The following is a 9,549-nucleotide window of genomic DNA, read 5'->3' as shown; positions in this document are numbered from 1 at the left end:
CCTGTTGTCGGCCTCTCCCCGACGACGATCCACTCATCGAGGTGGACCGGGCGGTTGATCGTGATCAGGATGCCGGCAAGGACATTCTGGATGATCTGGCTCGATGAGACGGCTACGACGATACCGAGGATACCGAGCGATGCGGCAACGGCCTTCAGGTCGAAGGCGAGGAGGTACCGGGCGCTCCCGTAGACCCCGGCGATGATGACGGCGTACTGCAGGATGGCCGCCGCCCACTTGGCGGTCCCATGCGAGACATGCCCGTCCAGCACCCGCCTGAGGATCATGTAGGTGAGGTTGCCAAGGAAGAGGAACGCGAGAAGGGCAAAGAGGAACGCGAGGTACGCGTCAAGGGACACCCCGCCGATGAGAACTGGATCGCTCGCCTGCATGCAGGAGAGAGGTGGGCGAGTGAGAGAGTTAACCCCTTCTCTACGGGTTGCCGTGCGCGACGCCCACTCCCTGTCCTGCTCCCTCGGGGCGGGGGGTCATGGCGATTGCCTGGGGAGGAGCGGTTGATGGGGAGGCGGTCCCCAAACTCCTCCAGGTCCCGCCCACAAGGCGCGACCGAAAGCGATCGAGATGGGCAGTGATTTTTCGAATCAGGGCTGGCCGAACGTCTGGATCTCATGCCCTGGAGGTGCGATCAGCAGCTATTCACCAGACCCACTCCCGCCTGCGTGTGCCTGCAGTGCCTGGAAAACCCCTGCACCCAGGACCTCTTCTGTACGCTCCCTGTAGCGCTCTGCCATGATCATGAGGAGTCGCTCTGTCCCTGTCGCCGTGGTCGATATGCCGACCCGTTCAGCCCGATGGATCAATCCGTCGCGTTCCATCGCCCCGAACCTGGGGAGAATATAGTAATGAGGGATGCTGAGAAATTCAGCAAGTTTTCGGGTTGTGGGAAAACGTATGGCGATGCCGGCTGGAGAAAAACTGAGGGTTACGCTCCGATCCACTTCCAGGAGGATCTGGATCGCCGCCTCGAAGATATCGTCATGTTCATCTGTGGACATCCGATCATAGGGGTATTGGGTGTCAGGTGGAAAAAGGGGGTCGTTTTGATTACGCCTCCTCTTTCATCTTCTCGCCCCGCACTTCTTCGGGCATCTCCTCGAGGTAGACGATCTCAGCCCCGACATCCTTTGCAATCTGTTCGAGTTCGACCTTCCTGAAGTGGGTTCCTTCCATCTTCACATGCTTCTCATCGCCCTTTTCTTCGGTGACGGCGACGACACGGAAACGCGGCTGTTTCACGCCGGTTCCAACTTTCTGGCGTTCTCGTGCATAGATCTTCATCTGTTCATCACCTCCCTACCAGTTGGTATATCTGTTGATATAGCACGAAGTTACTTAATACTTTTGCTGCTCATACAGTAATAGGAATAGTTGCCATGACAGAGCGGATCAAGTTAGAATCAAAGTTACAGGGCGAAAGCCTGGTCCGGCGGGGCCTGATGCGGGAAACTGCCGGCGTCCAGCAGATCAGGGTCATGCCCGACCTGAACGTGGTCAAACTCGGCGGTCACGGTGTCATCGATTACGGGCGGAAGGTAATTTTTCCGCTGGTCGAAGAGATCGGCGAGCTCTCCCGGGACCACAAGATTCTGGTCGCCACCGGCGGTGGCGTCCGGGTGCGGCACATCCTTGATGTCGGGATCGACCTTGGCATGCCAACCGGGGTGCTTGCTGAACTGGCAGGCAAGATCAGCGAGCAGAACGCGATCATGATGTCCCTCCTCTTCTCGAAGTATAACGGTGTTCGGATCCACACCACCGACCTCTTAAACCTCCCGTCCCTCATATCGCTTGGGATGCTCCCGGTCGTGCAGGGCACCCCGCCCTACGGGCTCTACGAGCACCCGCCGAAACTCGGCAGCATCCCGCCGCACCGGACTGATACCGGGGCCTTCCTGATGGCCGAGGTCGTGGGCGCGAAGAACTGCATCCTCGGGAAGAACGTGGACGGTCTCTACACTGAAGACCCGTTTGCGAACCCCGACGCCGAGTTCATCGCAGATATCACAGCTGACGAACTCCTGGAGATGAACATGGAGGATATGGTGCTTGAACCGATGGCGGTCGAGCTACTCCGGGACGCCGTTCACGTCAAAGAGATCAAGGTCGTGAACGCGCATGTGCCCGGGAACATCACCAGGGCCATGAACGGTGAGCGTGTCGGCACCCTGATCCGGGCCTGAAAGCCCGGAGTCAACCCATTTCGATTAATCCCGGAGAAGTCTTCTTAAATCTTGTGTGCGGATCTGTAGAGGGGCGAACGATTACATGACCCTCTACCTTGGCATCGACGATACTGATACCCGCGAGTCCCGGGGGACCGGACGGCTCGCCCGCATGATTGCAGCAGAACTCGCCCGGTCATACGTGGTGACGGGGGTGACCCGGCACCAGCTCTTCATCCACCCGTCCATCCCGTATACCTCGCAGAACAGTTGCGCGGTCATCCACATCCAGGATGCGGATAACGGGACAGGTGCCGACGTCTTCTCGGCCGCAAAGGAACTGATGCTCTCCGACTTCATCGAGGGGAGCGATCCCGGCATCTGCGTCGCCGCCGCCCGGGAGATCGGGAGTGACCTCCGCGGTTTCGGGTTCTTGGCGAAGAAGAGTGTCGTGACACAGGACCGGGCGCGGGCGCTTGCGAGGGCGGCGGGGGTCCGCCTCGAGGGGCTTGGCGGCACCGAAGATGGCGTGATCGGCGCGCTCGCCGGCATCGGCCTTGCCGCGTCTGGAAACGACGGCCGGTTCGTCGTTAAGGGGGCGACCCGGAGTCTTCGCGGCACCCAGACAGTCGCCGCAATCCTCGCCTCTGGCGTCGACCAGGTCATGACGCGCGATGGCACGGCGATCGACGAGGGTCTCGTGGCGCTCAAGAAGTTCCCAAAGCCCGCCTTCATCGTGGGGAAGGCGGTCCTCTTTGTCGAGCCCGACGGCGATATATACCGCGATATCGTGGTCGGGTGAGGGTGGGAGGTTCCTCCCGGGGAGGGGCCTTCCGCCCCCATCTCCCAGTAAATCCATTTAAGTTCAGCATTTTTTAACTACTTTTGTTTAACTGTTTAACTCTCGATATAAAACTATCACATTTAATTATCTGAAGTCCGATACTTGAATTGAACGTTATGAGAAGACGAACCCTTTTTGCCGTTGCGACCGTCATGGTCGCTCTCCTGCTCATCTGCGGGTGTACCGGGACGACACAGCCCGATACTCCTGTCGATACTGAGAAGCAGCAGTTGCGTATCGCCACGACGACCAGTCTTTATGACACCAAACTTCTTGACCGCCTCAGCGCGATATTTGAAGAGGAGCACAACGCCGAGGTGCTGATCGTCTCTGCCGGAACCGGCAAGGCAATCGAGTACGGGCAGCGGGGCGACGTCGACGTCCTGATGGTGCATGACCGTGCGCGTGAAGATGTCTTCCTCGCTGACGGCTACGGGACCAACCGGCGTGTCTTTGCCTACAACTACTTCATCATCGTAGGACCTGAGTCCGACCCGGCAGCTATCAAGGGCTTGCAGCCCGAAGAGGCGTTCACTGCCATCCGTGAGAAGGGAATGGCCGGTGATGCGGACGTAATCTTTGTCTCACGCGGCGACGCCTCGGGCACACACTCCAAGGAGAAGGCAATCTGGAAGAGCGCCGGATTCAACTACTCCACAGACGTACAGGGCTCCGGCGACTGGTACCAGGAGGCCGGGACAGGTATGGGTGCGACCCTCTCGATGACCAACGAGAAGCAGGCCTACACCCTCTCCGACATCGGCACCTATCTCGCTTACAAGGGCGACCTTGACCTTGTGACGCTCGTGGACGAGGGCGACATCCTGCTCAACGTCTACTGTGCCATGCAGATCAACCCTGAGAAGTACCCCGACATCAACAGCACCATCGCCAAGGACTGGATCAACTTCATGATCTCTGACGATGTGCAGAAGGAGATCGCCTCCTTTGGTGTCGACCAGTACGGCCAGCCGCTCTTCTACGCCGCCCAGGACGACTGGGAGAAGATCGGCGTAACCCTGGCTGAAGTGACGGACCCGGTTCTGTGAGCCGGTCTCTTCACTCCAATCCCTACCCATTTTTCCCCCTGGCAAACCACAATTAGGAGCAGAGCATGTACGAGATCATCGAGGGATTTCTGGAGGCGGTCGAGCTCATCATCACGCTTGACCCCGACGTGATGGCAATCTCTGCAAGGAGCGTCATCATCTCATTTGCCGCAACCATCTTCGCCACCATGATCGCCGTCCCGCTCGGCGCCGCGATCAACTTCGGCACGTTCCGCGGGAAAAAGAGCCTCATCAATCTGATCCAGACCCTCTACGCTCTGCCGACGGTCATCGTCGGGCTCCTCATCTTCCTGCTGATATCCCGCGTCGGGCCGTTTGGGTTTATGCGGCTGCTCTTCACCCCGACCGCGATGATCATCGCACAGACGGTGCTTGTCCTGCCGATCATGACCGGGCTCACGATATCTGCGCTCTCGGGGGTCGATCCGGTCATCAGGGATACCCTCCACTCGCTTGGGGCGACACGTCTCCAGTTTCTCGTAAACATCATGAAGGAAGCGCGGTTTGCGATCCTTGCGACCGTGGCGGTCGGGTTTGGGCGGGCGATATCAGAGGTCGGAGCGGCGATCCTGGTCGGCGGCAACATCATGGCGTCGTCCTTCATGAGTTCGACCCGTGTGCTGACAACGGCGATATCCCTTGAGACATCGATGGGAAACATCCCCAAGTCCATCGCGCTCGGTATCATCCTTCTCGTGATCGCTCTCGGCGTCAATCTCATCATAACCACGATACAGCACCGGTGAACCCATGATTGAACTTATCGACGTCTCAAAGAGGTTTGGTGATACGGTGGTGCTCGCCGGCGTCACCGCGCGGGTTGAGCGTGGAGAGATCTTTGCGGTCATCGGGCCGAGCGGGTCCGGGAAGTCGACCCTGCTGCGTCTCATCAACCTTCTCGACAGACCGGAGGGAGGAAAGATCCGGGTCAACGGTGTCGACATCCACGCCGAGAAGGAGCAGCGTCTCCGGATCCGCCGGATGATGGGGATGGTCTTCCAGAAACCCGCCGCTTTCAACTCAACCGTCTACGAAAACATTGCAGTCGGTCTCAGGTTCCGGGGGACGGGTGAGGGTGTGATCCGCGAGAAGGTCAGGGACGCCCTCGATGTGGTCGGGCTTGCCGGCTACGAGGAGCGGAGAGCGCGGACGCTCTCGGGCGGGGAGATGCAGCGGGTGGCTCTTGCGCGGGCGATGGTGATCGAGCCGGAGGTCCTGCTGATGGACGAGCCGACCGCGAACCTCGACCCGGTCTCGGTCGGGATGATCGAGGAACTGGTGCTCCGCATCAACCGCGACCTCGGCACGACGATCGTGATCTCGACCCATGATATGTACCAGGGGCAGCGGCTCGCCCACCGGATCGGGGTGCTGATGGATGGTGCGTTTGCGCAGGTAGGGACGCCCCGGGAGGTCTTCACCGTGCCTGCGAGCCGGGAGGTTGCGCGGTTCGTCGGTATCGAGAATATCATCGAAGGGGTCGTTGTGGCCGCCGGGAACGGCAAATCCGCCATCGATGTCGGCGGCATCCCCATCCGGGCGGTATCGCCGCTTCCCCCGGGGGAGGATGTCTGCCTCTGCATCAGGTCCGAGGACCTGCGGATCGTGCAACCGGACGGGGGAGGTGTCCCCGGTGGGAACAGCCTCCCCGGCACCGTGACGTCTATTGCGCCGCGCGGCCCGTTCAGCAGGGTGACGGTCGACTGCGGGTTTGTGCTCTCTTCCATCCTCTCGTGGAAGGCGGTGGACAGTCTGGGTATCAGGGAAGGCAGCCGGGTAGTTGTTTCGTTTGCGCCTGAGGCGGTCCACGTCGTCGGGGCGGCGCAGGGCTGAGCGCGGTTTACTCTACTACCGGTGCTGCTGCATCTACGTCAGGGGTATCACCAATACCCGCCCATCTACCGGGACTGCCGTCGCCTCCCCAACTTACTTCTCTGCCCCAAGGTGCTCCCGCACCCCGGCAAGGTAGCGGTCGAGCCGCCGCCTGAACTCCCGGCGGTCAAGCGCCCTGGTTTCGTGGCCGGAGAGTTGCATGATCCGGTCGGCCTGTGCGATGAGGATATCAAGCGACGAGGCGGCGAAGAGGATCGTCGTCTCCCCGAAGACCTCGCGCCGAGTGGCAAGCAGGGTGGCAAGCGGCGTCACCCCGTCGCCCTGGAGGCAGCCCGGCACCAGCAGGTTGGTCGCGGCACGGTCTTCGTCGAGGATGAGGAGCGGCGCGGCGGTCCGAAGCGCGGTCTGGATCTCGTGCGCCATCACAAGCGACCCGCTCCCCTGGCCGAAGGCCGCCCTGGGCTCTCCCCCGACGCCGGGCGGGAGGCGGGAGAAGAAGAGGCTGACGTCAGCCCCGGAGAGACCCCGTTCGCCCGCATCAGCCCGGGCAACCCCGTTGACGCTGACCAGGAGTTCCCGCCCGTCCCCGGCGGCGTGGTCGTCCTGCCCGGCGATGACCGCGTGGAGGAGGGTGCTCTTTCCTTCGGCGTTTGAGCCCGCGACAGCGAAGACCTCCCCCCGCCTGATCCCAAGCCCGGTCACGACCCTGCCGCTCCCGGCGAGTTCGACCTCGACCGGGTCGAGTTCCTGCGGGCACCGGAAGGGCACGTGCACACCCTCCTTCGGCCCGGCGATACGGTGGTGACACCGGAGCCGGGTGAACCGGCGGGCCGGTCGCGTGCCGTCGGCGACGAACGCGACAAGCCCCATACCGGGGAGGGCACGTCTGAGCGCCTTCTGGTCGATGGAGAGGTCCCGCGCCGCGACGAGATCCCGGTCAGGCACACGGCGCACGACACGGTCCAGCGCATCGAGGAGTGCCAGGAAGCGCTCTTCGAGTTCAAGGATACGTGCCGGTGTGGGCGCGCCGGGGTATGGGAGCGCGCCCCTGACAACGAGGTGGACGCCGTCGCCGTCGATCCGGTTCCCGTGGTCGGGCCGCCAGAGGTCGGTGCCGATGGCGCTTCGTGATGCGATCAGCGTGACCGGCTCGATGTTTGGCAGGCAGTGGCCGGGGTGCTCGGTCCCGGTCCCGGCTATCGGGCCGAGATCACGTTCGCCGTGGACCGCCGCCTTGATCGCCTCGATGATGACACCGACCGTCCCGTCGCCGCCGGGACCGGGCCCTGGCACCGGTGCCGTGAGCAGGACCGGGATGCTGAACCGAAGCGCCGTTCCGTCGAGCGATCTGACGAGGTAGATGTTGACGAGATTCCTGATCACCGGGTAGTCGATGCGTGCCCGACCATCCCCGGGGCCCGGGAGGATCCGGTGAATCTCGTCCTGCCAGGAGTCGCCTCTTCTGCTCATGGCTTCTCGTACCAGGTACTGGTGTCCCGGGCCACAAGGCTCTTTCCTGTGGCTCTCTTCCCTGGTCTTATATATCCACAACGCCCATCATTTCTAGCATGGAACTGACAGTCCTCGCCAGCGGGAGCAAAGGAAACTGCACCTGCCTCCGGGGGGAGCGGGGTGCGCTGCTCATCGACGTGGGGCTCTCCGCCCGAGAGACTCTTCGCCGCCTCGCAAACGCCGGTGAGGACGCATCGACGATCGAAGCGATCCTGGTCACCCATGAGCACATCGACCACATAAAAGGGGTTGACGTGCTGGCGCGGAGGCTCAAGGTGCCCATCTACGCGACCGCCGGCACGCTTGAAGTGTTCTACGAGAAATACGGCCCGACATCAGCCGAGGTCCGGCGGTGCAGGTGTGGTGAATCGTTCTCTGTGGGCGACTTCCAGGTCGAGCCCTTCGCGGCCTCCCATGACGCCCGGGAACCCTGCGGGTTCTCTGTCACTGAGGGCGATCTCCGCGTCGGGTGCTGCACCGATACCGGCACCGTCACGGCAACCATGTTCGACCGGCTTGCATCCTGCGACGCTGTCCTCCTGGAGAGCAACCACTGTCCCCAGATGCTCGAGAACGGCCCGTACCCGGCATTTTTAAAGAGCCGGATACGCTCAAGCCGCGGGCACCTCTCAAACCCTGATGCCGCCCGCTGCCTCCAGAGGCTCGCCGACCACATCCACGTGGCGATGCTTGCCCACCTAAGCGAGATTAACAACACGCAGGAGAGAGCGCTCCTCTCCGCACTCGAGGGGCTCGGGTTCTACTCAGACCAGGTTGCGGTCACCGTGGCAGAACAGAACCCGGGCCCGGAGCACCCCGAGTCCTGTGGCTTCCGGCTCTGACCGCCGAATGTATCGGGCGTCATTTTTGCGGCCCATGAGGCGAGTATGGTCTCACGCGAAGCCGCGAAGGAGAGCGTAGCAATTCCACAGATTTTTCGGCAACGCGCTCTGCTACGTGAGCAACGTTGTACATGAAATTTTAGATGCCCCGGCCCACTCAGCCTTACACCCTCTGAAACGTGCAGACCATGCCGATCACGGCGCCGTCGGCATCGATGATCGGGTCTCCGGAGAAGCAAATCGAAACCTCCGTCCCGTCGCTTCTCATGAGCACCATCCCTTCGGCACGCTGTACGGCCCTGCCCTGCTCCAGCAGTTCCCGGGAGAGGATCTCCCGGGCGCCGCCGTCCGTCCCGGTGATCGAGAGGAGGGGCCATACCGGTCTCCCGGTCAGATCGCCTCCAGCGTAGCCGGTCAGGCGCTCGGCTGCCCTGTTGACGATGACGACCGTCCCGGCGGCATCGGTGGTGATCCTTCCCTCCTCGGGCTCAGCCGTTCCCAGGCTGCCCTGCCCGGCCGAGAGGTCCAGCCACTCCTCAGCGGCCCTTCGCTCGGTCATCTCGATGTAGTAGAGGAGACGCTGGAGCTGCTGGTTTGCACGCTCAAGTTCGGCGGTCCGCCCGGCGACGAGGTCTTCCAGGTGCTCGCGGTGGCGGTGCAGTTCCTGCTCAGCCCGCTTCCGCTCCGTGATGTCCCTGATGACTGCCATCACGTGCATCTCATACAGCGGCACAATGCGGGCTTCGTAGTGGCGCACCTCCCCGTCTACCTGGTGACTGAACTCCAGCGGTGCGGAAGGCACACCGGTCCTGACTGCCTGTTGCAGTGCATTCCCGACCGTCTCCCCGAGATCGGCGGGGAGCAGGTCCTGCACCCGCCGCCCGAGCAGTGCCCGGGGCACAAGAGGCACCTCAACCAGCCTGCCAGCCCTGGACTCGATGATCGTGCCGTCGGCGTTCAACCGGAGGAAGAGATCAGGGAAGGCCTCGATCACTGCGGTCAGCTCCGATGTGGCCTGCCTGAGGTGTTCCTCGGTCGCGACCTGCTCGGTGACGTCCCGGACGACATACAGGCTGCAGCCCCCCTCGACGGGTGTCTGCCGGATCTCGATATCCCGGACCTTCCCGTCCCGGCAGACAACGCCGGCGACCACGACGCTCCGGTCGCCCTGGAGCAATTCCTGCCACAGCTCCTGCACTCCCCGGCGGTATGCAGGGTTTGGGTGGGCACGCTCAAACCAGACTGCAACAGTGGGGAGGTCGTCC

Annotated in this window: 10 protein-coding genes and 1 pseudogene; 6 read left to right on the top strand and 5 right to left on the bottom strand. The window is 62.3% G+C overall.

Features of this window, described 5'->3' with window-relative positions; all coding sequences use genetic code 11:
• From BP858_RS09325 to BP858_RS09315, 3 genes and pseudogenes are all read right to left on the bottom strand, one after another.
• Nucleotides 1-392, bottom strand: a pseudogene (locus BP858_RS09325) (mechanosensitive ion channel domain-containing protein); the annotation flags it as partial.
• A 261-nt stretch (nt 393-653) separates the two neighbouring features.
• Entirely contained in the window at nt 654-1,016 is a 363-nt protein-coding gene (locus BP858_RS09320; RefSeq protein WP_074175049.1) for a hypothetical protein, read from the bottom strand.
• A 49-nt stretch (nt 1,017-1,065) separates the two neighbouring features.
• Nucleotides 1,066-1,299 (bottom strand): hypothetical protein, encoded by a 234-nt coding sequence (locus BP858_RS09315; protein WP_074175050.1) that lies wholly within the window; start codon nt 1,297-1,299, stop codon nt 1,066-1,068.
• A gap of 95 nt (nt 1,300-1,394) precedes the next feature.
• Here BP858_RS09315 and BP858_RS09310 point away from each other — a divergent pair, with 95 nt between their 5' ends.
• From BP858_RS09310 to BP858_RS09290, 5 genes are all read left to right on the top strand, one after another.
• Nucleotides 1,395-2,201, top strand: coding sequence for a uridylate kinase (locus BP858_RS09310; RefSeq protein WP_214166926.1), 807 nt, complete (start codon nt 1,395-1,397; stop codon nt 2,199-2,201).
• Between the two features lie 55 nt (nt 2,202-2,256).
• Nucleotides 2,257-2,985 carry an ABC transporter substrate-binding protein gene (locus tag BP858_RS09305; RefSeq protein ID WP_286879351.1) on the top strand — a complete coding sequence of 243 codons (729 nt, stop codon included), beginning with the start codon at nt 2,257-2,259 and terminating at the stop codon, nt 2,983-2,985.
• Nucleotides 2,986-3,143: 158 nt separating this feature from the next.
• A complete protein-coding gene (locus BP858_RS09300) occupies nt 3,144-4,076 on the top strand; it encodes a substrate-binding domain-containing protein (protein WP_062261916.1) in 933 nt (310 codons plus the stop codon).
• Nucleotides 4,077-4,141: 65 nt separating this feature from the next.
• Nucleotides 4,142-4,843, top strand: coding sequence for an ABC transporter permease (locus BP858_RS09295; protein WP_214166925.1), 702 nt, complete (start codon nt 4,142-4,144; stop codon nt 4,841-4,843).
• A gap of 4 nt (nt 4,844-4,847) precedes the next feature.
• A complete protein-coding gene (locus BP858_RS09290; protein WP_286879350.1) occupies nt 4,848-5,930 on the top strand; it encodes an ABC transporter ATP-binding protein in 1,083 nt (360 codons plus the stop codon).
• 93 nt (nt 5,931-6,023) lie between these two features.
• Here BP858_RS09290 and BP858_RS09285 read toward each other — a convergent pair whose 3' ends face one another.
• On the bottom strand, nt 6,024-7,400 hold the full coding sequence (locus tag BP858_RS09285) for a P-loop domain-containing protein (protein ID WP_214166923.1): 1,377 nt from the start codon (nt 7,398-7,400) through the stop codon (nt 6,024-6,026).
• A gap of 98 nt (nt 7,401-7,498) precedes the next feature.
• Here BP858_RS09285 and BP858_RS09280 point away from each other — a divergent pair, with 98 nt between their 5' ends.
• Nucleotides 7,499-8,284: an MBL fold metallo-hydrolase gene (locus tag BP858_RS09280; RefSeq protein WP_286879349.1), complete on the top strand. Its 786-nt coding sequence runs from the start codon at nt 7,499-7,501 to the stop codon at nt 8,282-8,284.
• Between the two features lie 163 nt (nt 8,285-8,447).
• Here BP858_RS09280 and BP858_RS09275 read toward each other — a convergent pair.
• Nucleotides 8,448-9,549: PAS domain-containing protein (locus BP858_RS09275; RefSeq protein ID WP_286879348.1), on the bottom strand; the 1,102-nt coding region annotated here is incomplete at its 5' end.

Source organism: Methanoculleus sp. UBA413, from assembly GCF_002502935.1.
GTDB classification, from domain to species: domain Archaea; phylum Halobacteriota; class Methanomicrobia; order Methanomicrobiales; family Methanoculleaceae; genus Methanoculleus; species Methanoculleus bourgensis.
The sequence above is the reverse complement of the archived record's forward strand: the minus strand, read 5'-3'. Positions and strand labels throughout refer to the sequence as shown.

Excerpts from the sequence above, each read along its gene's own strand:
- BP858_RS09320 (WP_074175049.1), bottom strand. The coding sequence starts at position 1,016 with ATGTCCACAGATGAACATGACGATATCTTCGAGGCGGCGATCCAGATC.
- BP858_RS09315 (WP_074175050.1), bottom strand. The coding sequence starts at position 1,299 with ATGAAGATCTATGCACGAGAACGCCAGAAAGTTGGAACCGGCGTGAAA.
- BP858_RS09310 (WP_214166926.1), top strand. The coding sequence starts at position 1,395 with ATGACAGAGCGGATCAAGTTAGAATCAAAGTTACAGGGCGAAAGCCTG.
- BP858_RS09300 (WP_062261916.1), top strand. The coding sequence starts at position 3,144 with ATGAGAAGACGAACCCTTTTTGCCGTTGCGACCGTCATGGTCGCTCTC.
- BP858_RS09295 (WP_214166925.1), top strand. The coding sequence starts at position 4,142 with ATGTACGAGATCATCGAGGGATTTCTGGAGGCGGTCGAGCTCATCATC.
- BP858_RS09290 (WP_286879350.1), top strand. The coding sequence starts at position 4,848 with ATGATTGAACTTATCGACGTCTCAAAGAGGTTTGGTGATACGGTGGTG.
- BP858_RS09285 (WP_214166923.1), bottom strand. The coding sequence starts at position 7,400 with ATGAGCAGAAGAGGCGACTCCTGGCAGGACGAGATTCACCGGATCCTC.
- BP858_RS09280 (WP_286879349.1), top strand. The coding sequence starts at position 7,499 with ATGGAACTGACAGTCCTCGCCAGCGGGAGCAAAGGAAACTGCACCTGC.